The 26,510-nt window shown below is 71.9% G+C and carries 24 protein-coding genes, 2 tRNA genes and 1 pseudogene; 15 read left to right on the top strand and 12 right to left on the bottom strand.

From position 1 onward, the window contains the following. Positions 1 to 20 precede the first annotated feature (20 nt). The 6 genes from AOM46_RS03250 (at position 21) to AOM46_RS03275 (ending at position 7,334) form a co-directional block, all read left to right on the top strand. Positions 21 to 1,535 (top strand): FAD-binding oxidoreductase, encoded by a 1,515-nt coding sequence (locus AOM46_RS03250; RefSeq protein ID WP_078856414.1) that lies wholly within the window; start codon positions 21 to 23, stop codon positions 1,533 to 1,535. A 112-nt stretch (positions 1,536 to 1,647) separates the two neighbouring features. Continuing rightward, positions 1,648 to 2,859, top strand: coding sequence for an acyl-CoA dehydrogenase family protein (locus AOM46_RS03255; protein ID WP_062205256.1), 1,212 nt, complete (start codon positions 1,648 to 1,650; stop codon positions 2,857 to 2,859). Then, positions 2,856 to 4,535, top strand: a complete 1,680-nt coding sequence (locus tag AOM46_RS03260; protein WP_078856415.1) for an AMP-binding protein — start codon at positions 2,856 to 2,858, stop codon at positions 4,533 to 4,535. Before AOM46_RS03255 ends, AOM46_RS03260 begins: the two co-directional genes overlap by 4 nt. Then, positions 4,532 to 5,023, top strand: coding sequence for a flavin reductase family protein (locus AOM46_RS03265; protein ID WP_062205263.1), 492 nt, complete (start codon positions 4,532 to 4,534; stop codon positions 5,021 to 5,023). Before AOM46_RS03260 ends, AOM46_RS03265 begins: the two co-directional genes overlap by 4 nt. A 45-nt stretch (positions 5,024 to 5,068) precedes the next feature. Beyond that, positions 5,069 to 6,052 carry an LLM class flavin-dependent oxidoreductase gene (locus AOM46_RS03270; RefSeq protein WP_062205265.1) on the top strand — a complete coding sequence of 328 codons (984 nt, stop codon included), beginning with the start codon at positions 5,069 to 5,071 and terminating at the stop codon, positions 6,050 to 6,052. 55 nt (positions 6,053 to 6,107) lie between these two features. Beyond that, positions 6,108 to 7,334: a styrene monooxygenase/indole monooxygenase family protein gene (locus AOM46_RS03275; RefSeq protein ID WP_062205268.1), complete on the top strand. Its 1,227-nt coding sequence runs from the start codon at positions 6,108 to 6,110 to the stop codon at positions 7,332 to 7,334. A gap of 40 nt (positions 7,335 to 7,374) precedes the next feature. On the opposite strand, the gene AOM46_RS03280 is transcribed toward AOM46_RS03275, so the two are convergent. Further along, positions 7,375 to 8,004 (bottom strand): TetR/AcrR family transcriptional regulator, encoded by a 630-nt coding sequence (locus AOM46_RS03280; RefSeq protein ID WP_062205271.1) that lies wholly within the window; start codon positions 8,002 to 8,004, stop codon positions 7,375 to 7,377. Positions 8,005 to 8,213: 209 nt separating this feature from the next. On the opposite strand from AOM46_RS03280, the gene AOM46_RS03285 reads away from it, so the two are divergent. Next, complete coding sequence (locus AOM46_RS03285; RefSeq protein ID WP_078856417.1) at positions 8,214 to 9,779, top strand: MFS transporter; 1,566 nt, start codon at positions 8,214 to 8,216, stop codon at positions 9,777 to 9,779. 72 nt (positions 9,780 to 9,851) lie between these two features. Here AOM46_RS03285 and AOM46_RS03290 read toward each other — a convergent pair whose 3' ends face one another. The 11 genes and pseudogenes from AOM46_RS03290 to AOM46_RS03335 form a co-directional block, all read right to left on the bottom strand. Continuing rightward, entirely contained in the window at positions 9,852 to 10,664 is an 813-nt protein-coding gene (locus AOM46_RS03290) for a class II aldolase/adducin family protein (RefSeq protein ID WP_078856418.1), read from the bottom strand. A gap of 138 nt (positions 10,665 to 10,802) precedes the next feature. After that, a complete protein-coding gene (locus tag AOM46_RS03295) occupies positions 10,803 to 12,326 on the bottom strand; it encodes an FAD/NAD(P)-binding protein (RefSeq protein ID WP_078856419.1) in 1,524 nt (507 codons plus the stop codon). A 213-nt stretch (positions 12,327 to 12,539) separates the two neighbouring features. Next, positions 12,540 to 13,532 carry a helix-turn-helix domain-containing protein gene (locus tag AOM46_RS03300; protein ID WP_078856420.1) on the bottom strand — a complete coding sequence of 331 codons (993 nt, stop codon included), beginning with the start codon at positions 13,530 to 13,532 and terminating at the stop codon, positions 12,540 to 12,542. A gap of 664 nt (positions 13,533 to 14,196) precedes the next feature. Then, a complete protein-coding gene (locus AOM46_RS03305) occupies positions 14,197 to 14,856 on the bottom strand; it encodes an SDR family NAD(P)-dependent oxidoreductase (RefSeq protein WP_234313606.1) in 660 nt (219 codons plus the stop codon). Positions 14,857 to 15,180: 324 nt separating this feature from the next. Next, positions 15,181 to 15,354: a hypothetical protein gene (locus AOM46_RS35080; RefSeq protein ID WP_370592640.1), complete on the bottom strand. Its 174-nt coding sequence runs from the start codon at positions 15,352 to 15,354 to the stop codon at positions 15,181 to 15,183. Positions 15,355 to 15,710: 356 nt separating this feature from the next. Next, a pseudogene (locus AOM46_RS35980) lies at positions 15,711 to 15,779 on the bottom strand (CopG family transcriptional regulator); the annotation flags it as partial. Between the two features lie 93 nt (positions 15,780 to 15,872). Continuing rightward, positions 15,873 to 16,337: a hypothetical protein gene (locus AOM46_RS03315; protein WP_062205284.1), complete on the bottom strand. Its 465-nt coding sequence runs from the start codon at positions 16,335 to 16,337 to the stop codon at positions 15,873 to 15,875. 121 nt (positions 16,338 to 16,458) lie between these two features. Beyond that, positions 16,459 to 16,848, bottom strand: coding sequence for a helix-turn-helix domain-containing protein (locus AOM46_RS03320; protein ID WP_062205287.1), 390 nt, complete (start codon positions 16,846 to 16,848; stop codon positions 16,459 to 16,461). A gap of 14 nt (positions 16,849 to 16,862) precedes the next feature. Continuing rightward, the gene (locus AOM46_RS31550; protein ID WP_158920222.1) at positions 16,863 to 17,372 is read right to left on the bottom strand and encodes a hypothetical protein; all 510 of its coding nucleotides are present in this window, start codon (positions 17,370 to 17,372) and stop codon (positions 16,863 to 16,865) included. A gap of 236 nt (positions 17,373 to 17,608) precedes the next feature. After that, positions 17,609 to 17,682 (bottom strand) — tRNA-Ile (locus AOM46_RS03330). Between the two features lie 188 nt (positions 17,683 to 17,870). After that, positions 17,871 to 17,943: transfer RNA gene (locus AOM46_RS03335), tRNA-Asn, on the bottom strand. Between the two features lie 165 nt (positions 17,944 to 18,108). Here AOM46_RS03335 and AOM46_RS33000 point away from each other — a divergent pair. The 8 genes from AOM46_RS33000 (at position 18,109) to AOM46_RS03375 (ending at position 26,462) form a co-directional block, all read left to right on the top strand. Continuing rightward, on the top strand, positions 18,109 to 18,411 hold the full coding sequence (locus AOM46_RS33000; RefSeq protein WP_062205293.1) for a hypothetical protein: 303 nt from the start codon (positions 18,109 to 18,111) through the stop codon (positions 18,409 to 18,411). Positions 18,412 to 18,586: 175 nt separating this feature from the next. Beyond that, a complete protein-coding gene (locus tag AOM46_RS03345) occupies positions 18,587 to 19,357 on the top strand; it encodes an IclR family transcriptional regulator (RefSeq protein ID WP_062205296.1) in 771 nt (256 codons plus the stop codon). 78 nt (positions 19,358 to 19,435) lie between these two features. After that, positions 19,436 to 20,290, top strand: a complete 855-nt coding sequence (locus tag AOM46_RS03350; RefSeq protein ID WP_062205299.1) for an SMP-30/gluconolactonase/LRE family protein — start codon at positions 19,436 to 19,438, stop codon at positions 20,288 to 20,290. A gap of 128 nt (positions 20,291 to 20,418) precedes the next feature. After that, positions 20,419 to 21,450: an NADP-dependent oxidoreductase gene (locus AOM46_RS03355; protein ID WP_062205302.1), complete on the top strand. Its 1,032-nt coding sequence runs from the start codon at positions 20,419 to 20,421 to the stop codon at positions 21,448 to 21,450. 173 nt (positions 21,451 to 21,623) lie between these two features. Next, positions 21,624 to 22,985, top strand: coding sequence for an extracellular solute-binding protein (locus tag AOM46_RS03360; protein WP_062205305.1), 1,362 nt, complete (start codon positions 21,624 to 21,626; stop codon positions 22,983 to 22,985). Beyond that, positions 22,982 to 23,932, top strand: coding sequence for a carbohydrate ABC transporter permease (locus AOM46_RS03365; RefSeq protein WP_062205308.1), 951 nt, complete (start codon positions 22,982 to 22,984; stop codon positions 23,930 to 23,932). Before AOM46_RS03360 ends, AOM46_RS03365 begins: the two co-directional genes overlap by 4 nt. Next, positions 23,929 to 24,780, top strand: a complete 852-nt coding sequence (locus AOM46_RS03370; protein WP_062205311.1) for a carbohydrate ABC transporter permease — start codon at positions 23,929 to 23,931, stop codon at positions 24,778 to 24,780. Before AOM46_RS03365 ends, AOM46_RS03370 begins: the two co-directional genes overlap by 4 nt. A gap of 158 nt (positions 24,781 to 24,938) precedes the next feature. Beyond that, the gene (locus AOM46_RS03375) at positions 24,939 to 26,462 is read left to right on the top strand and encodes an alpha-N-arabinofuranosidase (protein WP_062205314.1); all 1,524 of its coding nucleotides are present in this window, start codon (positions 24,939 to 24,941) and stop codon (positions 26,460 to 26,462) included. Positions 26,463 to 26,510: the final 48 nt, after the last annotated feature.

Consider the following 26,510-nt stretch of genomic DNA (forward strand, 5'->3'; position numbering starts at 1 on the left):
GCCCCAAGGAGGCGTCCTCGATGTCCACCACCCATCCCGCCGGAGACCGGCCGGGGGCCCGGCCCACGGTGCGAACGGCCGCCCTGCGCGCGGCACTTGACGAAGCGGCGGCCATCCTGGGCGCCGACCGGACGGTGCTCGCCGACCCGGCCGGCGAGGGCCTCGGCCCGCTCGGGCCCAACACCAGCCTCTTCCGCTCCCGACGGATCGCCGCCCTGCTCCGCCCGGCCACCGCCGAACAGGCCAGGGCGATCGTGAAGCTCTTCGGCCGCGATCCGGACTCCGGCAGCCTGCACGCGGTCAGCACCGGCCGCAACTGGGGCCTCGGCTCGGCCGAGCCGGCCACCGACGACACCGTGGTGCTGCACCTGGGCGATCTGGACCGGATACGCGACCTGGACACGGAAGCCGGCTGGGCGGTCGTCGAACCCGGCGTCACCCAGGGCCGGTTGTCGCAGCGGCTCGCCGGCACCGAGCGGTTGGTGAACGTGACCGTCTCGGCCGCCGAGACCAGTGTGCTGGGCAACGCCCTGGACCGTGGCGTCGGCCTGCGCGGTCAGCGCACCGAGGAACTGGTGGGCCTTGAGGTGGTGTTGCCGGACGGCGAGCTGGTCCGCGTCGGCTGGTGGCCGACGTCCGGGCGGCGCGCACCCGTCTACCCGCACGGCCTCGGGCCCGACCCGCTGCGGCTGTTCGTCCAGTCCAACCTGGGCGTCGTCACGGCCGGCGTGATCCGGCTCGCGCCGCGCCCCGAGGCGCTGCGCGTGGTGCGCCTGACCTTTCCGCGCGCCGTGCTCGGCGCCGCCGTCGACACGATCCGGCGCTTCGTCGCACAGGGCCTGACCCGGGGCGTGCCCCGAATCTACGATCCGGCCGCCGGACGCGGATACGCGGGCCCCGAGGGCGAGTTCCTGGTCCATCTGCCGGTGGACGGCACCCCCGAGGCGGTGCGGGCCCTGGTCGGGATCCTGGCCGACGAGGCGCGGCGCGCCGAACTGTTCAGCGAGATCGCCGAGGCCGACGCCGACGAGGCGGACGAACCGGTGCGCTCCGTCGCCCGGTTGGTGGAACGCGGCTACGCCGGCGATCCCGATGTCACCGACACCCTCTTCCGCGTCAAGATGGGCGTCGAGGCCGACGAGGTCGACGCCCGCGCGGGGTTCGTGTTCTTCCTGCCGCTGCTGCCGTTCACCGGCGAGGCCGTCGTCCGGGCCGACGCCCTGCTGAGCGAGGTGTCCGCCGAGGCGGGCGTGCGGACCTCCGCCACGCTGCATCTGCTCGGCCCCGACCTCATCGACTGCGTCGTGGCGCTGAAGTTCCCCCGCGACCCGGAGAGCGCCCGCCGGGCCCACCACGCGCTCGATCTGCTCCACACCTCCTTCCACGAGGCGGGATTCGCCCCCTACCGACTCGATGTCGCCCACACCGACCGGCGCGACCTCCTCGCCGCCGACCCGGCCGCGCTCGCGCTGACCAGGCGGCTGAAGGCGGCCCTCGACCCCAACCACGCCATCGCACCAGGCCGTTACCGCTGATCCGCGGACGTACTACACCGCGTACGTACACCGGGCCGGAGGCCCCCAAGCCCCTGAACACCCCGAAGAGACCTGAGACAGCTGAGACACCTGAGACAGAGGGATGTGCCAGATGGTCACTCAACAGAAGGCGCGGGACTCCCGAGCCGCCGCCCCGACCAGGCCGACCACGGCGGCCGAGGTGCTGCGCCGGGCCGAGGAGCTGGTGCCGGTGTTGCGCGCGGCATCCGAGGAGATCGAGCGGGCCCGGCAACTGCCCGCCGCCGTGGTGGAGCAGCTGCGCGACGCCGGGATGTTCCGGATGGGGGTGCCCACCGAACTCGGCGGTCCCGGGCTCGACTCGGTGCAGCAGACGGAGGCGGTGGAGATCCTGGCCCGGGGCGACTCGTCGGCGGCCTGGTGCGCCATGATCGGCATGGACACCCCGCTGTACGCGGAGTTCCTGCCGGAGTCCGTGGCCCGTGAGGAGCTGGGCGATCCGGACACCGTGACCGCCGGCCTGATCCTGCCCCTGGGCCGGGCCGAACGGGCGCCGGGCGGCTACCGGGTCACCGGGCGCTGGGGGTTCGGCAGCGGCATCACCCACGCCGACTGGGTGGTGGCGGGCTGCTTCGTGTACCGGGCGGGCGAGTTGGAGCCGCGCGAGAACGGCGGCCCGCAGTGGCGGGTGATGATCGCCCCGCGCGAGCAGTTCGAGGTCATCGACACCTGGCACACCACGGGCCTGGCCGGCAGCGGCAGCAGGGACTACCGGGCGGACGACCTGTTCGTGCCCGAGGAGCACTCGTTCAGCCTGGGCCAGCCGCGTGTCCCCGGCTCCAACGCCACCCCCGAGACCATCCTGCGCAACATGCCGGGGGTGCCGCTCGGCGTGGCCAGGGCCGCGCTCGACTGGGTGCGCGAGATGGCGGTGCACCGGGTCGACCGGGCGGCCAACCTGCCCTGGCCGGAGACCTACCGGGTGCAACTGGCCGTCGCCGAGGCCGAGATGGAGCTGGGCGCGGCACGGCACGCCGTCTACGGCAGCCTCCGCCGGCAGCAGACGTTGCTGGCCGCCGGCGAGGAACTGGGCCCCGACGAACGGGTGGACACCGTGCTGGCCCGGGTGAACGCGTTCCGCGTCGCGCGGTCCATCGTCGCCCGGCTCTACGATCTGGTGGCCACGGCCGCGATCTACCGGCCCTCGCCGATGGACCGCTGGCTGCGGGACCTGACGACGATGCGGCAGCATGTCATCGCGCAGGACCAGGTGCTCCAGTCCGCCGGCGCGCATCTGCTGGGCGGCACTCCGCAGAACCCGTTCAGCCTGGGCATCGTGGCGTGAGCCCGCCGACCACGCGCCTCGACCAGTGGCACGGCCGGCCGTTACCCGTGCGGCCCGCCGTGCTGGACGGCGGGCCGCAGCCGGAGCCCGAGGTCGCGACCCTGGGGGCGGCCCTGGTGCGGGCCGCCGACACCCTCAACGGGGTGCTGCTCGTGGACGGCCGCGGGCGGCCGACGCGCCGCACCTACGCCAGGCTGCTGGACGAGGCGGCCCGGGTGCGGGTCGGCCTGCGCTCGGCCGGTGTGCCCGAGGGGGCCGTCGTGCTGATCAGGGCCGGGAGTTCGGCCGATCTGCTCACCGCCTTCTGGGCCTGTGTGCTCGGCGGCTGGCTCCCGCTGCCGCTGCCCCCTGGCGGCGGCCGACAGCGGCTGGCCGAGGTGACGGCGACGGTGGGGCCAGCCTGGCTGTTGGGGGAGTCGCCGCCGGGGCCGCCGCCCGAGGGGCTGCGCCCGCTCGGGCCGGTGCCCGGGCTGCGCGCCTCCACCGCCGACCGCGCGCCCCACGAGGCCGACCCCGAGGCGCCGGCGCTGCTGACCCTCACCTCCGGCAGCTCAGGACGCCCCAAGGCGGTCGAGCTGACCCACCGCAACATCCTGACCCGGGCCAGGGCCACCGCCCTGGCGCGTGGCCTGGACGACCGCAGCAGAACGCTCAACTGGCTGCCGCTGGACCATGTCAGCGGCATCGTGATGTTCCATCTGCGGGATGTGCTGCTCGGCTGCCACCAGGTGCACGCCGACACCGGCTGGGTGCGGGCCGACCCGCTGCGCTGGCTCGATCTGGCGGCGCGGCACCGGGTCGACACCACCTGGGCGCCCAACCACGCGTTCGCACTGGTCGCCGACCGGCTGGCGGAGGCGCGCGACCGCACCTGGGACCTGGGCGGGCTGCGCTATGTGATGAACGGCGGGGAGGCGGTCAAGGAACGGGTGGCCCGCCGCTTTCTGACCGCGCTGGCCCCCTTCGGGCTGCCGGCCGACGCCGTCCATCCGGGCTGGGGCATGCCGGAGACCGCCTCCGGAGTGGTGGACGGCGTGCTGACGCTCCGTCAGGGAACGCCGCGCCGCTTCGTCCCGGTCGGCACCCCGCACCCCGGCGTCGAGGCGCGGGTGGTGGGCGACGACGGGCGGGCCGTCGCCGATGGGGTACGCGGCCGCCTCCAGGTGCGCGGGGCCCCGGTGGCCGGCTGGTACCGGGAGGACGGCGCCCGGCATCCGACGCCTCTGACCGAGGAACGCTGGCTGGTCACCGACGATCTCGCCTATGTCGCGGACGGGCAGCTGACCGTGACCGGGCGGGCCGACGACCAGATCCTGCTGGGCGGCGACCACTACCACGGCCATGAGATCGAGGAGGCCGTCGAGGAGTTGGCGTGCGTCGCCCCGACCCGCACGGTGGCCCGCGCCGTCGGCGGCGAGCTGGCCGTCCTCTTCAGCCCCCGCGCCGGGGTGCCGTCGGCCGGCGCCGTCCGCCAGGTGCGGGAACGGGTGCGTCGGGGGTTCGGCGCCGAGATCGTCCACCTCAGGGCGGTGCCCGAGGCCGATCTGCCCAGGACGGCCACCGGGAAGCTCCCCCGAGCCGCCCTGGCCGCCCTCCTCACCGGCACCACCGGCAGCACCGGCACCAGCAGCAGCACCAGCACCAGTCAGGGGACCGACGGGAGGAGCCGCAGATGACCCTGGACCTGGCCACCACGATGGGCGCCTTCGCCTCGGGGCTCTGTGTGGTGACAACCCATGCGGGACCCGAGGGGGAGCGCCGACACGACGCGCTGACCACCCGTTCCCTCGCCTCGGTCTCCCTCCAACCGCCCCTGGTCTCCCTGGCGTTGCCCCGTCCCGGTGCCTTTCTCGACGATCTGCTGGCCGCCGGGGTGTGGGCCGTCTCGATCCTCGATGTGGCCGGCGACGATCTGGCCGCGGCCTTCGCCGCCGACCGGGAGACCAGGGAACGCGCCCTGTTGACCTGCGCCGCCGAGCCCGGCCCGAGGACCGGGGCGCTGGTGCTCGACGCGGCCGGCTGGCTGGAGTGCGCCCTGCGCGACCGACGCGACTTCGGCGACCACACGGTGGTGGTCGGCGAGGTCCTGGCCACCGGCAGCCGACGCCGCAGACCACCCCTGGTGTCGTTCGGCGGCACCCTGCGGACCCTCTCCGACGACTGAACCGACGATCCCGCCCCACACATCTCCCAACTCCCTGGAGGAAGAGTGAAATTCGGCATCTGGTTGGACTTCCGCAACCCCACGCGCTGGCACCGGCCCTGGTCCGAGGTGTACTCGGAGACCGTCGACCTGGCCACCGACGCCGAACGGCTCGGCTACGAGTCCGTCTGGCTCTCGGAGCACCATCTGACCGAGGACGGCTATCTGCCGTCCCTGCTGCCCGCCCTGACCGCCATCGCCGCCCGCACCGAACGGGTGCGGCTGGGCACCGCCATGCTGCTGGCCAGCCTGATCCATCCGCTCCGGCTGGCCGAGGACGCGGCCGTCGCCGATCTGATCTCCGGAGGGCGCCTGGAGCTGGGCATCGCCCCCGGCTACCGGGAGGAGGAGTTCACCGCGCTCGGCGTCCCGCGCAAGGGCCGCGGCGCGCGCACCGAGGAGACCGTGGAGATCCTGCGCCGGGCCTGGAGCGGCGAACGGTTCTCGTTCGCCGGCGAGCACCACACGTTCGACAACGTGCTGGTCACCCCCGTGCCGAGCCAGCAGCCGCCGCTGTGGGTCGGCGGTGGCGGCCGGGCCGCCGCGCTGCGCGCCGGCCGGCACGGGCTGCGGTTCCTTCCCGACCTCGGGACCCCGCCGGAGATCCTGGACCTCTACCGGGAGACCCTGGCCGCCAACGGCCACGACCCGGCGCGGTTCGGCGTCACGGCCATCGTCACCCCCGGGGTCTACATCTGCGAGGACGCCGAGGAGGGCTGGCAGGAGCTGCGGGAGCACTACTTCTACCTGCTCAACACCTTCCAGGAGTGGTTCGGCAACCCGGGTCTGCCCTCCGTCGACGATTTGCCGCGCGAGCTCTTCCTGGTGGGCCCGCCCGACGCCGTGGCCGAGGGCATCAGGGAGCGGATCAAGCCGCTGGGCGACGTGGAACGGGTCATCTTCTTCGGCCGCGCGCCGGGACTGCCGGCGGACCGCGCCCGCCGTTCGCTCGAACTCTTCGCCGAGCACGTGATCCCGCAGTTCGCCTGAGGAGCGGAAAGGCGCAGCGCCGCCCCGCCCTCCCCACCACGCCGTAAGGAGCACCATGCCGAACATCGCCATCGTGGGAGCCGGTATCTCCGCGCTCCATCTGGCCCTGCGCCTCCAACAGACCGGGGTGGCCACCACCGTCTACGCGGAGCGCACCGCCGACGAGATCGCCGCCGGCCGGCCCCTGCACCTGCCGGTCAGGTTCGGGCGCACCCAGGAACGTGAGCGGACGCTCGGGGTGGCCCACTGGGACCAGCCGGAGCACCACACGCACGGGGTCAGGCTCGTCGGCCCGCCCGGCAGCGGGATCGGCTTCCTCGGCCGGTTCGACGTGCCGGCGAGCGGAGTCGACTTCCGCGTCTATCTGCCCCGGCTGATCGCCGACTACCAGGAGCGCGGCGGCCGGGTGGAGCCGCTGCGCCCCGAGGTCGCCGAGATCGAACGGATCTCCCAGCGCCACGATCTGGTCGTGGTGGCCGTCGGCCGGCAGGCCAGCGCGCTCTTCCCGCGCGATCCGGCCCGTTCCCCCTACGAAGGGCCCCAACGGGTCCTGACGGCCGGTCTGTTCCGGGGCATCGCGCCCGTCCGGCCCGGACATATCCACTTCCAGGTCACCGAGGTCGGCGAGATCTTCTCCACCCGGATACTCACCGCCGACGGGCCCGTGCACGGCATGGTCGTCGAGGCGCTGCCCGGCGGCCCGCTGGAGCAGCTGGCGTCGCTCGACGCACTCCGGGACGCCCCGGGATTCGTCCGGACGCTGCTGAAGCTGGTCGAGGACCACGCGCCCGAGCTGCGGGAGCGGATCGACGCAGCCGAATTCGGCATCGCCAAGCCGGGCGATGTCATCCAGGGCGGCATCACGCCCGTGGTGCGGCGGAGTTGGGCCGCGCTCTCCTCCGGCCGGGTCGCGCTGGCCATCGGGGACGCCTGGATCACCAACGACCCGCTGGCCGGCCAGGGCGCCAACCTGGGCTCACGGACGGCGTTCGAACTGGCCGAACTGATCGCCGCCGGCGGCCCGTTCGACGAGGCGTTCGCGCGTCGGGCGGCGGACCGGCTGTGGTCGGTGGCCGAGCCGGCCGTCCACTGGTCCAACCTCAATGTGGGGCCGCCCGTCGAGCAGTTGGGCGCCCTCTTCGGCGCCGCGACGTCCGACCAGCGGGTCGCGGACGCCTTCGCGACCAACTTCAACGCCCCGGAGGCGATGTGGGAGGGCGTCAGGACGCCGGAGAACACGGACGCCTGGCTGTCCCGGATCACCTCGGCGGCCGGGGCCTGACCCGGAGGGTCTGACCCGAGCGGCCTGGGCCCGCTGTCGTTCAGCGCCCGGCGGCGCTGCCCGCCAGCGGGCCGACGGGGGTGTCCCACGCGGCCATCGCCATATCGACCAGCGCGTGCAGTTGGTCCCGCCCCATGCCGTCCCTGGCCTGCAGCGAGAGGCCGTTGAGGAAGGTGGTGTAGAAGGCGGCCACCCGCCCCGTGTCGGCGTCCTCGGGCAGTTCGCCCGTGGCCACCGCCCGGTCCAGCCGGGACTTGAACGTCTCCTTGGTGCGGGCCCGGCAGCGCAGCGCGAAGTCGCGGAGCGAGGCGTGGTCGCCGAAGGAGTTGGCGGTGGACAGCACGATCATGCAGCCGCGCGGCCTGCCGTCCGTGGTGAACCGGTCCACGCTGTCGTGCAGCAGCACGGCCACCGCCTCCCTGGCGGTCGTCGCGGCCTCCATGGCCTGCCGGGACGCCTCCGCCTCGGTGCGCTCGTAGAGGCCGACGGCCTCCCGGAACAGCGTCTCCTTGTTCTTGAAGGCGGCGTAGAGGCTGGTCGGCGTGATGCCCATGGCCGCGCTGAGCTCGGTGGTCGAGGTGGCCTCGTAACCCTGTTCCCAGAACATCAGCATCGCCGTGCTCAGGGCGGCGTCACGGTCGAATGCCCGGGGGCGTCCCAGCCGTGCCAAGTGGACCTCCTTGACGGTGGTTCAGCGGATCGATAGCGTTATGTAGAGCCCAGTACATAAGTCGTTGGCGTCGCCACCCGGGGCCACGCCGCCCACGATCTGGTCCCGTTCCCCAACGACTCTACGGCGCCGGCCCCCGGTTTCGCCTCCCCCCGCCGTCAACTCCACAGCGGACGGCGGTCACTTCGGACGACAAGGAGACTGCACTGATGGCCATCACGGACGACGCCTCGGAAGACCGAAGGTCATCCCCTGGCGCTCCCCGGGCCCCCATCGACTCCCAGGAGCCGCCGGCCGCTCCGGTGGCATCCGAGGACGAGCCGGTCCGCTGGGGCTTACGTGCGTGGCTCATGCTGGTGGTCGTCTGCGGGGCGTTCTCCCTCGACGCGCTCGACAACATCATGATCGGCATCGCCACCCCGCAGATCAAAGCCGACTTCGACATGAGCAACTCCGCCGCCCAGTGGGTGGTCAGCGCCTATGTCCTCGGGTTCGGCGGCTTCCTGCTGCTCGGCGGCCGCCTCTCCGACCTGCTCGGCCGCCGCCGGGTGTTCCTGATCGGGCTCGTGGTGCTCGCCGCCGGATCGCTCCTCGGCGGACTGGCCGGCAACGGCCTGATGGTGATCGTCGGCCGGCTCGTCATGGGCATCGGCGCGGCCCTCACCGCGCCGTCCGCCCTGGCGATCGTCATCGGCAACTTCCCCGAGGGGCCACAGCGCAACCGCGCCCTGGGCATCTACACCGCCTGCGGCGCCGTCGGCTACTCGATCGGCGTGGTCATCGGCGGCCTCCTCACCGAGGTCAGCTGGCGGCTCACCTTCATGCTGGGCGTGCCGGTGGCGCTGGCCGCCCTGGTGGGCGCCCTGATCCTGGTGCCCAAGGACACCCCGCACGACGGCTCCAAGCGGCACTACGACGCCAGCGGCGCGATCACCGTCACCGCGGCCATGCTGCTGCTGGTCTACGGCATCGTGCAGGCCCCCGAGGTCGGCTGGAGCGCCCCCGCGACGCTCAGCGTGTTCGCCGTCGCGGCGCTGCTGCTGGTGGCGTTCACCGTCATCGAACGGCGTTCCCCCGAACCGCTGTTGCGGCTCGGCCTGCTGCGCAACAAGGCCCTGCTGGGCGCCAGCCTGATCGCCGCCGCGATCCTCGGCACCTATATGAGCTACCAGTTCGTCGGCAGCCTCTACCTCCAGTCCTACCGGGGCTGGTCGCCGCTGGAGATGGGCTTCGCCTTCCTGCCGATCGGCGTGATGATCTTCATCTTCGCGCCGCGCGCCGGAAAGCTGCTCAACCGGCTCGGCGTGCGCGGCATGATGTTCGGCGGCATGTTCCTCTACACCGTGGCCTTCCTGCTCTTCCTGGGGATCGGCCCGGACTCCTCGTACTGGACGATGATCCTGCCCAGCATGGTGCTGATCGGCGTCGGCTTCCCGTTCGCCTTCACGGCCGCCAACATCCAGGCCACCTCGGGACTCGCCGAGTCGGAACAGGGCCTGGGCGCCGGCATCCTGCAGACCGGCTACCAGGTCGGCGCCGCCGTGGTGCTCGCCGTGGTCACCGTTCGCATGGGCGGCGAGGACACCGACCACACCCGCGAACAGCTGCTCGACGGCTACCACCAGGGCACCTGGGTCGTCATCGTGGTCGCCGCCTTCTCCGCGCTGGCGGTCGCCGTGGCCGCCTGGGCGGCCAAACGGCGCGGCCAGGCCCCCGCCGCCGACAAGCAGCCGGCACCCGTGCCGGCCGACACCGTCGACGAACGGATCGGCTGACGCGACCGCCCCCGCCGAGGGAAGCCGAAAGGCCGCCCCCGGCGGGGGCGGCCTCTTCGGTCGGAACCCGGCTCACTCCTCCAGCAGATCGGGCTCCTCGTGCGTGATCTCGTCCCACAACAGCTGGAAGCTGAACTCGCCCAGCTGCCGGTCGCCGAACCCGTCCCGCGCCGCGACCGCCTGCGCGTGGGTCATCGGCTTCGGCTCACCGGCCGCCGCCGCCGTCAACTGCACCTCGGCCGCGCCCTCGTAGGTGAAGAACCAGTGCGCCGCCTCGTCCACCGAACGGCCCACGGTGATCAGCCCGTGGTGGCGCAGCAGGATGGCCCGCTTGTCGCCCAGCTTCGCCGCGATGTCCTTGCCCTGCTCGACGCTGATCGAGGGCCCCTCGTAGGCGTCGTAGAGGACCTGGTCCTGGTAGAACGCGGCCGACTCCTGGTCGAACGGCTCCAACAGCCGGCTCAGCGCGCCCAACGCCCGGGAGAACGTGGTGTGTCCGTGGGCCGCCGCGGTGGCGTCCGGGTTCGCCTGGTGGATCGCCGAGTGGATGACGAACGCGCTCGGGTTGACGCGGTGGCGCCCGGCCACCACCCGGCCGTCGGAGTCCACCAGGATCAGGTCGCCGACCGTCACCCGCCGGAACGAGACCCCGAACGGGTTGACCCAGAACCTGTCCTCGTCCTCCGGGTCACGCACCGAGATGTGTCCCGAGATGCCCTCGCCGTAGCCGAGCTTGCCGAACAGCCGCAACGCGGCGGTGAGTCGCTGCTTGCGGTGCCTGCGCTCGTCGTCGACGGAGATGAAGTCGGGCCGCGAAGGCAGCGGCAGTCCGGTGTGGGTGTCCGCCAGATAGCTGGCGCGCCCCTGGGGGAGCGTATCGGTCATGTCCTGCTCCTCATACGTGGATTGACGGCGTGACAGATGGAAACGACGGGGCCGGCCGAGCGGATGGAACGGAAGCGGGGCGGAGCGGACGACGGGCGGCCCGGCCCCGTGGCCCGTACGACCGCCCCGCCCCGTGGCTCACACCACCTGCATGGACTCCGCACGTCGCGCGGTGTCCAGATGGATGGCCTCGACGATGTCCAGCGCCCGGTCCAGCAGGGACGGGACACCGAAGGTGAACAGCAGGGAACCGGAGGCCAGTTCCCCCAGCGCGAAGATCCGCGGATCGGGCACCCCGTCGGCCAGCACCCCGCTGGTGGCCCTCGCCACCCGGAGCCCGCCGCGCGGATGCAGCTCCGCCAGCCCGCGCGCCGTCAGCGAGTCGACCAACGGTCGGGCCGCCGCCGGCACCCGATGGCCCGGCGGACTGACCGCGTTGACCACCACATCGGCCCGCTGCCAGCCGTCGGCCGTGCGCACCCCGAACCCGCCCGTCGGATCCGGGACGATCTTGGTGAGACCGCGCGCGAAGCCCAGCCGCCCGGCGTCCGCCTCGCCCAGCAGCACGGCGGCGCTGGTCGGCGGCATCGGGCAGCAGAGGCTCATCAGCGTGCGGTAGTGCCGGTGCAGCACCTCGGCCCGGTCCCGCTCCGGCAGCAGCGTCCACACATCGGGCCCGGTGTCGGGCACCGCGCGCTGCAGCACCCGCAGCCCCGGATCGCCCGCGTTCACCGCCTCGAACTGACGGCGCAGCCGCGCCAGCGGATCCTCCGTGCCGGCGGCCGTGATCTCGCGGGCCACCACCTCCGAGGAGGAGCCGACGGCGGCCAACTCGTCCGCCATCAGGGCGACCGCCCGAGCGAGCGTCAGGGACTCGCCGCGCGCCGCCATCGCCCGGAACCGCTCGGCGGTGAAATACCGGGCCCGGTGCTCGACCGGACGCTGGCGGACGCTGGGCAGCACCCCACGCCGGGACGCGAGCACCACCCCGCCCCGATGCCCCCGCGCGGTGAGCGTCAGCACCATGTCGACGGCGGTGAGACCGTTGCCCACCACCAGCACCCGGGCGTCCGGGTCGACGTCCGCCAGCCGGTTCACCACCGGATAGGGGTCGGCGACAAAGCCGGGAGTGCCGGCGAGCTGATGCGGGTCGGCGGGACCCGCGTTGCCCACACACAGCACCGTGTGGTCGAACGGATACACCGCGCCGTCGTCCGTGCGGACCGCCAACCGCTCGCCGTCACGGGCGACTTCGGTGACCGCCCGGCGCACCAGACGCACCTCGCAGCCCCTGGCGTGGAGCGCGGCCAACGCCTCGCGCGCGCACTGCTCCAGGTAGTCCCCGTAGAGCGCGCGGGGCGCGAACGCGATGCCCGCCCAGGGGTCGTCGTAGTGGGACCGCGCGGCCAGGCCGGACCGGCGCGCGCCCAGCCACCGGATGAAGTGCTCCGGGTCGCCCGCCCGCACCGTCATGTCCTCCGGGGGCGCGTTGACCAGCAGGGTGGCCGCGTCCGGTTGATAGGCGCGACCACGCCACAGATGAGCGGAAGGATCGAAGACCGTGACGGCCTCGGGTGTCTCGGAACGCTCCCTCAGCGCACTGAGGAGGCATACGGCGGAGGCACCGGCGCCTATTATTCCAATTCTGGTGGGACTCAGCATCTGGAGGAACCTCGTTCCCGAGGAAAAGGACGGAAAACGGCAGCCGAATTCATACGGGGATTCCTCCCGGGTATATGGGAGGTAAGTTCCGGGTCCCCGCTAATTACTCCGAATCGGAGATCAGTCTCCCAGTCGGGCCGTCATCCCTTTCGCGTGATCACGCACGCGGTGTGGCGCGTTCGCGCAACCCAATCCCGGGCCGGGCGTGCGCGGTCAGCGCATCGTGTCCCTGGCCTGCCGGCGCCAGTCGCGCGGGGTGACGCCGTACGCCTCCCGGAAAAGCCGGCTGAAGTGCGAGGCCCCGCGCAGACCCCAGCGCTCCGCGATGGTGGCCACCGTCAGATGCGCCAGCCGGGGACTGCCGAGATCCTCCCAGCAGCGCGCCAGCCGCTCGTTGCGGATCCACAGCGCCGGACTGGTGTCCTCCTCCTGGAAGAGCAACTGCAGATAGCGCAGCGACACCCGGTGCGCCCGCGCCAGTTCGAGCGGGCTCAGCTCCGGGTCCGCGAGCCGGGCCCGCGCATAGGACTTGATCCGGTGCAGCAACGAGCGCCGCACGGCGGCGAAGTCGCTCCCCGGCGCGCCCAGCTTCTCCGCGCAGACGGCGCCCACCAGATTGGCGATGCCGGTGCCCAACTGGTCGGCGGCCGTGGTGTCCAGCTCGGTCATGTGGTTGGCCACGGAGCGCAGCAGGCTGGCGAGCAGCACCGAGACACCCTTGTCACCGCACCAGAAGGCGGCGCGCAGCGGATGCTCCTGCCCGGCCCGCAGGTCCACCAGCCGGTGGTCGAACTTGACGCTGACCATGTGGATGGGCTGCGGCATCCGGAGGACGAACGGATGGGAGCTGTCGTAGGAGAACAGGTTGCCGGCCCCGGCGGTCACGACGTTCCCGCCCTGGCTGGCGTGCACCTCACCGTCCAGCACATGGGTGAGATAGAGCCGGGGAGTCGTCGTGTCGGCGGCCCGCAGCCGGGTCAGCTCGACCGTGTGGGGTTCGGCCCGCACCGCGGCGAGCTGCACGGTGCCGAAGGTGCCGGTGACGATATGCCCGTTGAACCCGCCCTGCCACTCCCGGCCCACCCGCAGCGGCCCGCAGACCCGGCTGACGTAGGAGCCCCACTCGTGGAAGCGGCGGTCCGCGGCGGCGTCCCGGGTGCGCAGGATCTCCACCTGTCGCGGCGGAGCGGTCCCTGTACTGCTCATGAAAGCGACCCCCGGGAATCCGCCGGGTTCTCCCGGACCGTCCGTCCCGGCATAACGGATCGGCTGACTCGTCGCCTACCTGGCATGGAAAATTCCTTCCCCCTAGCACACACGTGGCGAATGCGCCCTCATCTTGAGGAGGAATAGGAAGGTCTTGGCAGCCTGAATCCAGACAAGTCAGCGATGAGCAACGTCACACGGTGTGGTAAACCATGCGAAGTGGAGGCCCAGGCAAGCGGCATATCTTCACCTGTTTCCCGGACATTCCCAACGGGCCTGCCACCCGGTGAAGCCCCGGCCATGAGTCGGGGACGAGATGTAACGAAGGTTTCATAGACCGGCCGTGACGTTTTCTCGCCGCCGCGGGCCGGGGCGCGACACGGGTCGACGAGGTGCTGGAACGGTGCGCCGGGGGCACGCCGGCGCTCGTTCATGCCGTGTTGACCCGCACCGGCGCATGCCCCACCATCCCGCCTCTGGGCAGGCCGGAACACCTGGACCGTGCCGCGAAGTATTGCGGCACGGTCCGTGAGGCCGGATGGTGCGTCTTGACCGCTGTGCCTGAATGTGTGATGAGAGCCCGTTTCGCTCAGCTCTCGTTGGCCCGGCCCTCGTTCGCCCGGCTCTCCTTGGCCCGGCTCTCGTTCGCTCGGGCCGCGTTCGCTCAGGCCGCGTCGCCGCCGTGTAGAACCTCCTGCTGCCACTCCTCGCGGGGCTGGAGGTGGAGGTTCCAGTAGTGCTCGGAGATCAGATCGGGATCGTGGTCCGTCCCCTTGATCACCCTCCGGGGGACCGTCACCGAGGCGACATGCACCCCCGAAGGCCCGTACTCGGCGTCCAGCAGGGCGACCAGGTTCCGCACGCCGAACTTGCCCAGGCCCAGGCTGATCAGCGCGGGGTTGGGCTTGGGCATCCCACCGGTGACGATGATCGAGCCCCGACCGCGCTCCACCATGCCGGGCGCGACATGCGTGGCCGCGCTCAGCGCACCCACCACGTTCACCGCCCAGGCGTCCAACTGGCCTTTGGCGTTGAGCTCGCCCGGCCGGTCGGGGCGGATCAGGGCCGCGTTGTAGACCAGGACGTCGATCGGGCCCAGCCGCTCGGCCACGGTGTCCAGAGCGGCGTGCAGCCCCTCCTCGTCCGTGCTGTCCGCGCGCAGCGCCAACACCTTGCGGCCGCGCCCCTCAAGCTCCTCCCGCACGGACGCCAGGGTCTCCTCGCTCCGGGCGAGCACCGCGACCGCGAACCCCTCCCTCGCGAACCGGTCCGCGACCGACTTGCCGATCCCCGGACCCGCGCCAACCACCACTGCTGTGGGCACCGCACCTACCCCTTCGTCACATGGCCGGCACACGCCCTGGAACACGCGCCGCGCCTGGAGGCTCAACGACGCGGCGCCCCCCGAGGGCACGGCCCTCGTCGCCCCAACTCCCCACCGACACAAGGGAGGTGAGGATCCAACGGAAGCGAGGGCCATCGCCGTTGTACGTCGTAGATCGTACCTCCGGGGCGCCCGGGGCAGAAGTGCGGAAAGTGCGTCAGGAGGTTGGATTGACGCCCGCCGCGAGGCCTTCGGCGTCGTACTCGGGGCACACGGCGCGGATTTCGCAGCCGATGCGGGCGATGCGCTCGGCGTTGAGGCGGTTCAGCGGTCGGTGGGCAGGATGCGGAACGACTCGAACCCCGGGGTCAGGGGCGTGATCGCTCGGAAGTCCCGCCGGTCGAGGGTGAGGACGCGGTCCGTGCGGTAGCGGTGCGCGAGCACCACGCCCACCGCGTCCGCCAGGTCGAGCCGCAGTCCTTCGTGCTTGAGACGCACCTCATGCGCGGTGACCAGGTCGGACGGCTGCAGTTAGGCTGGCCTGTACCGTCCGCCATCCTGGTGTTGAGTACCTTCAGGAGAGCACCAGGGTCTCGTGACTGACGATGTCCAACGCGCCCCGGTGCTCGGGCTGACCCGCGTCGAAGGCGGTGTGGAGGGCCGAGGTGTCGGCGACGATGATCAACGATGCGCCGCCCGTTCCTTGATGTGCTGGTGGATCTCGTCGTCCATGGCCTTGGGGCTCGGCGGCTTCCACTGTTGAAGACCGGCAACTCGCCGTGTTCGCGAGGCGTCGTGGAGCTTTCCACGAGCATGGCGATGCCGCGCCTGATGAGTTCGGCCTTGCTGGTGCCGGAAGCCACCGCTTCGGCGTCCAACCGCACCTCAAGGTCCTCGGGCAGGTACACGGTCGTCTTGATCATGCCGTATGGGGTGCCACCCGTCCGTCGGCCCCGCCCCACCTCGGGGCGGGGCCGACGGACGGGGCGGTGAACTCCCGTGCCGGGTGCGGGTGGTCAGCCGTCCACGCTGGTGCGCTGTGCCGCCCCGCACTTCACCGGGGAGCCGTTCGAGCCGTTGACCAGGCACACCTCGATGTCGACGTAATCGCCGGGGTAGACGTTGCCATAAGGCTTGTACGGGTCCCAGACGACGGCGCTGCCGGCCAGGCCGTTGCCGTTGTACTTGGTGCCGAGGTAGTAGCCGTTGAGCCACGCGTAGGCGCGGACGCCGTACCCGTCGGCGCAGTAGTCGTGGATGACGAGATAGTCGTCGTTGTCCCCGCCGCCCGGGGCGCCCGGGCCGTAGTCGACGAACTCCAGCATTCCGCAGCCGCCGCCCGTCGTCCAGGCGGAGAAGCTGTCGTTGGTCGCCGCGTACGCCGGCGATCCGGCGAGCACCGCCGTGGCGGCCAGCGCCGTCGCCACCAGGGCCCCCCTGGCGCCCTTCCGGCCGCGAAGGCCGGTCTTCCCCTGAGACATGTGTTCCTCCCCTGTTACCGGACGGCCACCGCCCGGCGGAGAGAAGCCAACCAGCGCGACGGCCGCCGCGCTTCGGCCCGGCGTGCCAGCCGTTGGGCCTTCCGTGCCGGCCGCGCGCCGCTCAGCCTTCGGCCGAGCCGCACCGCACCCTGGCGCCGGCCCGGTACTCGCTGGGAGTGACCCCCAGCCGCCTCTTGAAGGTGCGGGTGAACTCGGCGTGGCCGGGGAAGCCCCAGCGGGCGGCGATCGCCCCGACGGGGAGGTGGGCGAGCCCCGGGTCTGCCAGGTCGCGGCAGCAGCGTTCCAGCCGCAGCCGCCTGATCAGCCCGGCGACCGTGGTGCCGTGCCGCTCGTGGACTCGGTACAGCTGGCGCCGGGAGACACACAGCGCCGCCGCGACCGCGTCGGGCGTCAACACCGGGCAGCACAGGTGCTGTTGGATGAACGCGGTGCTGCGCAGGTACAGCGCCCGGTCGCTGCCGGCCCCTCCGTCGCCCCGACCGAGGTGCATCAGGAAGGTGGTCGTCAGGTCGAGCGCCGTGCCGGCGAGCCTGGCGGCCTCCGCCGGGGTGCACCGGTCGTGTTCGGCGGCCAGGCCGGCCAGGAGTCGGCGAGTAACCGCCCCACGCCCCGCGCGGTCGGCAACCGCACCGCGAGCAGCGGCGTCAACTCCGGTGGCCGCAGCGGGAGAAGCCGCCGTGGGACGTGCAGGACCACGCTCCGGCTCGGCCCGTCGTCCGACGTGACCGTGGCCTCGAACGGCAGCGACGTGTCGTGGACGACCAGGTCGCCCCGGCCGAGGACGGCGGTGCGCCCGCTCTGCTCGATGCTTTGCTGTCCCGAGGCGATCAGGCTGACGTGGCACGCGTCGGGGTCGCTCCGGCGGATCATCTTCGCCGTCCGCGAGGAGCGTAGCTCGGTGTAGGAGGCGACGGAGAGCCCGACCTCTCCCAACTGCCCGTAGTGCAGGCCGCCTTCGAACATCCGCGCGTCCGGGAACCGCTGCCTGGTGAGGACGAGGGACCTGGACGTCACCTCCTCCCACGCGTCCGCCCTCTGCCGTCCCGGCACGAGTCTGCTGTCGAAAACTGTCTCCATTCCGACGCCCCCTGGCAGCCGTCGACCGGCGGTCGCCCCCCGGCGCCGCCCCCGCGTGGGGGATTATGCCCACATGGCCGTCAAAGACGACTCCAGCCGCATCACCGTCCGACGGCCCGTCATCGAGACCCCGGAGGCCGACTCAGGGGGCCGATCCGGGAGGAGAGAGAAGGTGGGGCAGGTGGGACTCGAACCCACGGCCGACGGATTATGAGTCCGTTGCTCTAACCGGCTGAGCTACTGCCCCTTCTCGGCGTGCCGCGCACATCTGTGCGCGCCGTCTGCCGCAGCATAGCCGCTCATACGATCTGTCGCCCGGGTCGGGGCGGTCGCACGATGACAGGGACACTGGGCACGGGGTGATCGGTTCCCGAGGTTCGGGCAGTAATGCGTGAGAGACGACAAAGGGCCCCGGACGGGGCCCTTCGAGTGGTGCTCCCCCGACTGGACTCGAACCAGTAACCTGCCGGTTAACAGCCGGCTGCTCTGCCAATTGAGCTACAGGGGACTGCTCCGCTCGGAGTCCGCTCCGCTGGGGCGGGGGCGGCTCCTCGCTGCGGGCCATACATTAGCGCATGTGAGGGGGTGCTTCGAAATCGGTATCCGGCTTGCCCGGTTATCGGCGGCGTGGCGGGTCAGGAGAAGATCGAGGAACCGAGGAGAGGAGCCACCCATGCGTAGGCTGGTGTTTGTCGCTGGAGTAGCGGTCGGGTACGTGCTGGGAGCCCGGGCGGGGCGGGAGCGCTACGAGCAACTGCGCGCCGCCGCCGACCGGTTGCGGTCCAATCCCGCCGTCAGGAACGGGGTGGACTCCGCCGCCCTCGCCGGCCGGCAGGCCGCCGCGCGGGCGGCCGAGGCGGTGGCCGACCGGGCCGGGGACCGGCTGCCGGAGGGGGTCGCCGGGCGGCTGCGCGCCGTCGGCGGGAAGGGCGGCGCGACGGACGCGTCGTTGGCCGACGACTGGGGGACGCCCTGAGGGGTCCTCGACGCCCCCTGGCCGGCCGGGGGCCGTCCCCGGGGGGCATTGCCGACCGTCGCGTCGATGGTTAGCGTGGCGTTCGGCATGTCGTCTGTCGATCGAGATGCCGAACATTCTGGGCGTTGAGCAACGTGAACCGGCTGGGCCAGCCGGTCTCGGGGAGGCATCGAGCATGGGGCGACGGGTACCGGCGGTCAGCCGTGCACTGGACATACTGGAACTGTTTCTCGAAGGCGACGGCACCCTGTCGGCACCCGAGATCACGCGCCGGCTCCAACTGCCGCGCACCACGGTCCACGAGCTGGTGACCACCCTGGCGGCGCGTTCCTATCTGGTGCCGGTCGCCGAACAGCCCGGCCGGTACCGGCTGGGCGTGCGCACCTACCAGCTGGGCAGCCGCTACGCGGAGCAGCTGGATCTCGCGGCCGAGGGACAGCAGGTCGCCAGGGCCGTCGCCGAGACCTGCGGCGAGACGGTCCATGTCGCGGTGCTTGAGGACGCCGACGTGATCTATATCGCCAAGGTGGACAGCACCCACGCGGTCCGGATGGTCTCGGCCGCCGGTCGGCGGCTGCCCGCGCACTGCACGGCGGTCGGCAAGATGCTGCTGGCCTCGCTGCCGCCCGAGGAGCTGGACGCACGGCTGCCCGACGGCGAGCTGCCCGCCATGACGCCCAACTCCCTCACCTCCGTGGCCGAGTTGCGTCGGGTGCTGGCCGAGACGAGGGAGACGGGGGTGGCCACCGAACGGCAGGAATCCAACGCGGACGTCTGCTGTGTGGCGGCCCCGGTCAGGGACCGGGCCGGGCAGGTGGTGGCCGCGCTCAGCGTCTCCGTCCCGATGATCCGCTGGAGCGAGGAGCGCCGGCGCGAGCTGACCGAGCTGGCCCGGCAGGGCGCCGGACAGCTCTCCGAACGCCTGGGCCACCACCCACGGGAGTGACCGCGGCGCGGTCGGCGGACGGCGGACGAGACACCGACGAGGGACCGTCCACTGACGGGCGGGGACAAGGAGCACGGGGTGGCGGAGGGTCTGGAGATAGCGGTGCGGGAACGCGCCGAGCTGGGGGAGGGGCCCACCTGGGACCCGACGGCCGAACGACTGGTCTGGGTCGACATCCTCTCCTCCCGGGTGCACCTGTTCGATCCGGCCACCGGCCGCCGCGCCGTGCTGCCGACCGAGCAGCATGTGGGCGCCGCCAAACCCCGGCGGGACGGCGGCCTGGTGGTCAACCTCAGGGACGGCGTCGGCCTCTACGACCCCGACGGCACCTTCCGCTGGCTGCGTCGCGAGACGGTGCCGGGCCGGCGCGGCAACGACGCGGCCGTGGCCCCCGACGGCGCGCTCTGGGCCGGCACCATGCGCTATGACGAGCGCGCCGGCGGCGGCACCCTCAGCCGGGTGGCCCCCGACGGCTCGGCCGAGACGGTGCTCCCCGAGGTGACCGTCAGCAACGGCCTGGGCTGGAGCCCGGACGGCCGGTCGCTCTACTACATCGACACCCCGACCCGGCGGATCGACGTCTTCGCCGTGGCCGGGGACGGCGGTGTGGCCGGGCGCCGGGTGCTGGTCGACACCGCCGGTCTCGCCGGCTACCCGGACGGGATGACGGTGGACGCGGACGGCTGTCTCTGGGTGGCGTTCTGGGACGCGGGGGCGATCCGCAGGTTCACCCCCGAAGGGGCCCTGGACCGGACGGTTGAGCTGCCGGTGAGCCGGGCCACCGCCTGCGCGTTCGGCGGCGTCGACCTCACCGACCTCTATGTGAGCACCGCCAGGGTCGGCGTCGACCCCCGCGCGGAGCCGCTGGCCGGCTCGCTGCTGGTGCTGCCCGGGCTCGGCCGGGGACTGCCTCAGCCGGCGTTCGCCGGCTGAGGCGGCGGCCCCCCGGCCCGGCCGCCGGGGCAGGAATGCGTGGGCGCCCGCCCTTGTTGCCGCTGGCGTTCGTGCGGCGTCGCACCGGCGGCCCGCCCCGCGTTGACACCCCTCATGGAGGCGTTCGTATGGCCCAGGCAACCACGGTCCCCACGACTGGGCGGGCATGGCATCTGATCGCGCGGCCCGTCGGCTGGCCCACGGACGCCGACTTCGCGCTCCGCGAGGAGCCGGTCAGGCAGCCGCGCGCCGGGGAGGTGCTGGTGCGCAACCGCTATCTGTCGCTCGACCCCTATATGCGGGGGCGGATGAACGACGCCAGGTCCTATGTGCCGCCCTTCCGGCTGGACGAGGCGATGACCGGCGACGCCGTGGGCGAGGTGCTGGCCTCCGAGGCCGAGGGCCTGGCGCCCGGGGATCTGGTGTCCCACCCGTTCGGCTGGCGGGAGTTCGCCACCCTGCCGGCGCGTTACGCGTCCCCGCTGCCGGCGGTCGGCGAGGTGCCGGTCACCGCCCATCTGGGCGTGCTGGGCATGACCGGGCTGACGGCGTATGTCGGCCTGCGGGAGATCGCCAAGGTGCGCGAGGGTGACGTGGTCTTCGTCTCCGGCGCCGGCGGCGCCGTGGGCGGGGCGGCCGGGCAGCTGGCGCGGCTGATGGGCGCGAGCCGGGTGATCGGCAGCGCCGGCGGCGCCGAGAAGGTCAGGGCGCTGACCGAGGAGCTGGGCTTCGACGCCGGCATCGACTACCGGGCGGCGCCCATCGGCGAGCAGCTGCCCGAGGCCGCCCCCAAGGGCATCGACGTCTACTTCGACAACGTCGGCGGCGACCATCTGGAGGCCGCGCTCGATGTGCTCAACGTCCATGGCCGGGTGGCGGTCTGCGGATCGATCTCCGGCTACAACGCCACCAGGCCGCCGACCGGGCCGCGCAATCTGCAGCTGATCGTGGGCAAGCGGCTGCGCGTCGAGGGCTTTCTGGTGTCGGACCACTCGGAGCTGCGGTCCGCGTTCCTGGCGGAGGTCGGCCCCTGGCTGGCCGAGGGGAAGCTGGTGCACCGGGAGACCGTGACGGACGGCATCGAGCAGGCGGTGGACGCCTTCCTCGGCATGATGCGCGGCGTCAACACCGGCAAGTCACTGGTGCGCCTGGACGGTTGAGCCGCGCGCCGGGCCCCGTCGGGGCGGGGGTCGGACCACCGGGTCCCGCCCCCGCCCCGATCTCGTGGGCCCCGAACGGATCCGGCTGACGGGCCGTCAGTTCTGTCCCAACTGTTGACCGCCCTCCCTCCCGCCTTCTACCTTCCCGTTCGAATAGCCGATCGGTATTCGGTATGTCGAACGAGAGGGGGTCCACGGCATGGTCCACGACTTCTCCGCCGCCGCGCCTGGGCCGGCGACGGCTGCTGCACGGCGCGGCCGGGCTGGGCGCCCTCGGGGCCCTCGGCCCGCTGGCGGCCTGCGCCTCACCCGCCTCGCTCGCCGGCGGTGACGGCCGCGTCCGCTTCTGGAACCTCTTCAGCGGCGGGGACGGGGCCAATATGCGCGCCATGTTGGATCGTTTCAGATCCGAGCATCCGGATATCGCCGTCGAGGACACCACCCTGGCCTGGGGCGATCGTTACTACACCAAGCTGGCCATGGCCGGCGCCGGCGGGCGGGCGCCCGAGGTCGGGGTGCTGCATCTGGGCCGGCTCGCCGGCTTCGCCCCCGGCCGGCTGCTGGACCCCATCGACCCGGCGCTGCTGGCGGCCGAGGGGGTGCACCGGGAGGACTTCAACCCGCGCCTCTGGGACCGGGCCATGGTGGACGGCGAGCTGTACGGGCTGCCGCTGGACGTGCACGCCTCGCTCTGCTTCTACAACCGTCCGGCCTGCGAGGCGGCCGGGCTGCTGGACGGCGACGGGCGGCTGGTCGAACTGGCCGGCGTCGACACCTTCCTGGCCGCCCTGGACGAGGTGCGCGGGGTGATCGGCCAGTCGCCGCTGGGCTGGAACGCCCTGATGGCGGGCGAGTGTTGGTGGACCTTCCTCGGCCTGTACCAGCAGACCGGCGGCACCATCCTGAGCGAGGACGGCACCGCGATCACGCTCGACGACGACCGGGCCGAGGAGGTCCTGGCGCTGATGGCGCGGCTGGTCGCCGACGAGTACGCCATCCCCGGGCAGGACCTCGTCGGATACTTCGTCAACGGCGGCGGCTTCGTGCTCTTCGGCAACTGGCTGGTGGTCGACTTCGACCACGCCGGCGTCGACTACGGCGCCACGCCCTACCCCACGCTCTTCGGCACCCCGGCCACCCAGGCCGAGTCCCACTGCCTGGTGCTGCCCCACCAGCGGGGCCGGGGCGGCGGCGCCAACGAGGCCGCGCACAAGCTGATCGCCTGGCTGGTGCGGCACAGCGTCTCCTGGGCGGAGGCCAGCCATGTGCCCGCCTATCTCCCGGTGTTGGAGGATCCCGACTACCTCGCCATGGAGCCGCAGGCCGAGTACCGCTCGGCCATGGACATGGCCGCCTTCGACCCGCCCGCCTGGTTCTTCGGCACCTCGTCGCGCGGCCAGAACGAGGTGGGCGTCCATCTCTCGGCCGCCGCCATGGGCTCGGTCAGCCCCGCCGAAGGGGTCCGGGGGATCAGGTCCGCGCTGCGCAAGCTGATCAACACCCGTAACCCCTTCGGGCAAGGGAGCCCCGCATGACATCCCCCGTGACGGCCGCGGCGCCCGCGTCCCCCCGTTCCCGGCGCCTCCCGACCGGCGACGACGGCGGCCCCCGGGCCCGGCTCGGCCGGCTCTTCCAGCACGGCGGCTGGTTTGTCGCGCCGTTCCTGCTGGTCTACGCCCTCTTCCTGGTCTGGCCGCTGCTCTCCGGGCTCTGGTACAGCCTCAACGAGACCAACCTGGCCGGTATCAACACGGAGTTCATCGGCCTGGGCAACTACCGCGAGGCGTTCCGCGACGGCGAGATGTGGGACGCGCTGGGCAACACGCTGCGCTTCACCGCGATGATCATCCCGCTGATCGTGCTGGCGTCGTTCGGCCTGGCGCTGCTGGCCCACAACATCAGACGCGGCAAGTGGTTCTGGCGGCTGGCCTTCTTCGCGCCCTTCCTGCTGCCGTCGGCGGTCCTCGCCGAGCTGTGGCGCTGGCTCTACGAGCCGGACTTCGGCCTGCTCAACAACGCCCTGAACCACCGGGTGCCCTGGCTGCTCGAAGGCGACTGGGCGATGTTCTCGATGGTGCTGGCCACCCTCTGGTGGACGGTCGGCTTCAGCTTTCTGCTCTATCTGGCCGCGCTGCAGTCCATTCCCGGCCATCTCTACGAGGCGGCGGCGCTGGACGGCGCCGGGCCGCTCAAGCGGATGTGGCATATCACCGTGCCGATGGTCCGCACCATCACCGGGCTGATCGTGGTGCTCCAGATCCTGGCGTCGCTCCAGGTCTTCGACCAGATCTTCCTGATCAACGAGGGCGGGCCCAACAACGAGACCCGGCCGGTCGTGCAGTACATCATCCAGCAGGGCTTCACGGGCTACCGGATCGGCTATGCCTCCGCCATCTCGTACATCGTCTTCCTGCTGATCGTCGTCGTGACGCTGGCGCGGCTCTGGCTGGTCAGGAACCGAACCGAGGAGAACTCCCGATGAGCGCCCTCCCCCTGGCCCGGCGGATCCGCCGCAACGCCGGGCAGATCGTGTTGACCTCGCTGGGCGCGCTGCTGGCCGCGCTCTGGCTGGTGCCCTTCGGCTGGGCGCTGTCCACCTCGCTCAAGCCGGAGGGGGACACCCAGAAGCTGCCGCTGAAGTGGATCCAGTCGAACATGAACCTGGACGCCTACCGCAGTGTGCTGGGCGACGGGAACATCCCCAAGTGGCTGGTGAACTCGGTGATCGTCTCCACCGGGGTGACGGCGTTGACGGTGGTGGTGTCGGCGCTGGCGGCCTACGGGTTCGCGCGCACCGAGTTCCGGTTCCGGCGGGTGCTGTTCGGGATCACCCTGGCCGGGATCATGGTGCCGGGCACGGTGATCACGGCGCCGCTCTTCGCCAATGTGCGGACGATAAGCCTGGTGGACACCTACTGGGGGGTGATCCTGCCGCAGGTGTCGGCGCCGGCGATGGTGTTCATTCTGTACAAGTTCTTCCAGGGCGTGCCACGGGAGTTGGAGGAGGCGGCCAGGATCGACGGCGCCGGCCGGTGGCGGATCTTCGGCCAGGTGGTGTTGCCGCTCTCCCGGCCGGTGTTGGCGGCGGTGGCGATCTTCACCTTCATCGCGTCCTGGAACAACTTCATGTGGCCCTATCTGGTCACCACCGATCCCGATCTGGCCACGTTGCCGGTCGGTCTGGCCACCGTCCAGTCGTCGTTCGGCATCCGCTGGGCCCAGCTGATGGCCGGGGCGCTGCTGGCGGCGCTTCCGTTGTTGATCGTCTTTGTCTTCTTCCAACGGCAGATCGTTCGAGGTGTGGCACACACCGGCATCGCCGGTCAGTGAGCCGCCGAGCGGAAAAGGTGGGAACGACCCCCGACACCCCGTTGACGGGGGATCGTTCCGACCATAGATTTTCGTTCGAAGCTGCGACCGTAGTACGAAATGTCGAACGCATTGCTTCGCGTTCGACCGTCCGACCCCGTGAGCGAGCAGGGACCCGCATGAGTTCTGAGCACACCGCCCGATTCACCCTCGACCCCGCGTTCTCCGTCTCCCCGGTGGACGAGCGGATCTTCGGTTCCTTTGTCGAACATCTGGGCCGCTGCGTCTACCAGGGCGTCTACGAGCCCGACCACGCGAGCGCGGACGAGGCCGGGCTGCGCGGCGATGTCCTGGAGCTGGTCAGGGAGTTGGGCGTCACCGCCATCCGCTACCCGGGCGGCAACTTCGTCTCCGGCTACAAGTGGGAGGACTCCGTCGGCCCCAGGGACGAGCGGCCGCGCCGGCTCGATCTGGCCTGGAAGTCCACCGAGAGCAACCGGTTCGGGCTCAGCGAGTTCGTCGACTTCGTGCGCAAGGTCGGCGGCACCCCGATGATGGCGCTCAACCTCGGCACCCGGGGCGTCGGCGAGGCGATCGAACTGCAGGAGTACGCCAACCACCCCGGCGGCACAGCCCTCTCCGACCTGCGGGCGGCGCACGGCGACCGGGACCCGTTCGACATCCGGCTCTGGTGCCTGGGCAACGAGATGGACGGGCCCTGGCAGACCGGGCACAAGACCGCCGACGAGTACGGCCGGCTGGCCGCCGAGACGGCCCGCGCCATGCGGCAGATCGACCCGGACGTCGAACTCGTCGCCTGCGGCAGCTCAAGCCAGGGGATGCCCACGTTCGCCGCCTGGGAGTCCACCGTCCTGGAGCACTCCTACGACCTGGTGGACCATATCTCGCTGCACGCCTACTACTACCCCCAGGACGGCGACCGCGACTCGTTCATCGCCTCCGCCGTCGACACCGAGTCCTTTATCGAGAACGTGGTGGCCACCGCCGACCATGTCGGGGCCAAGCTCAAGTCGGACAAGCGGATCAACCTCTCCTTCGACGAGTGGAACGTCTGGTACCAGGACGGCAGCGGCCCCAAGCTCAGCGAGGAGTCGCCGCGCGAGGACTGGGCCGAGGCGCCCCGGCTGCTGGAGGACAACTACACCGTCACGGACGCCGTGGTGGTCGGCTCGCTGCTGATCGCCCTGCTGCGCCACGCCGACCGGGTCAAGATCGCCTGCCAGGCCCAACTGGTCAATGTGATCGCCCCGATCGCCACCGTGCCCGGCGGCCCGGCCTGGCGGCAGACCATCTTCCACCCGTTCGCCCAGGCGTCCCGATACGGCCGGGGCACCGTGCTCGACGTCCGCCCCCAGAGCCCCACCTACACCACCAAGCGGTTCGGCGAGGTCGATCTGCTGCACGCCACAGCGGTGCGCGACGAGGAGACGGGCGCGGTCACCGTCTTCGCCGTCAACCGGGGGCAGGAACGTGAACTGCCCCTGGAGATCGCGCTGAACAACCTGGGCCTCGGCGAACTGGTCGAGCACAGCGTGCTCGCCGACGCCGACCCCGACGCCCGTAACACCGCCGAAGACCCCGACCGGGTCGTCCCGCACGCCGGCACCGGCGCCACCCTCGCCGACGGCGTCCTGCGGGCCACCCTGGAACCGCTCTCCTGGAACGTGTTCCGACTCGCCTGACCGGCCCCCCGAGCGGCCCGCCGCCGCCCGTGTCCTCGACGCACGGGC

Origin of the sequence: Streptomyces sp. NBRC 109706, from assembly GCF_000974485.1 — a bacterium.
Classification (GTDB): domain Bacteria; phylum Actinomycetota; class Actinomycetes; order Streptomycetales; family Streptomycetaceae; genus Streptomyces.